This window comes from Bacillus sp. SIMBA_026, from assembly GCF_046535335.1.
Lineage (GTDB): Bacteria > Bacillota > Bacilli > Bacillales > Bacillaceae > Bacillus > Bacillus velezensis.
The window spans coordinates 1-244 of the sequence record NZ_JAWRWX010000405.1 but is presented as its reverse complement, the minus strand read 5'-3'; the positions used below and the strand labels follow the sequence as shown (position 1 = coordinate 244).

Sequence of the window (244 nt, the reverse complement as noted above, 5' to 3'; positions counted from 1 at the left end):
ACGTGTCCATCATCGGTGGAAAAGGATTAAGCAGCGGTTGCATAACACGCGGATCAATCCCTTTAACCCGCCGTTGATAAAGCTGATTAAGAATATCCTCGGCCTGGGCAGAAGAAAGCGATGATTGCGCAGAAAGACCATATTTTTGCTGGATATATGCCGATAACGCCGCCAGTTCACTGGCATCTAAAGGTTGTTTTAGCGTCATCTGTAGTGATTCCAGCGTCGGCGTATTTTGCTGGCT

The 244-nt window shown here is 47.5% G+C and carries 1 protein-coding gene; it reads right to left on the bottom strand.

Annotated elements, in window-relative coordinates:
- On the bottom strand, nt 1–244 hold a 244-nt coding region (locus tag SB847_RS21980), incomplete at both ends, for a hypothetical protein (protein WP_410578853.1).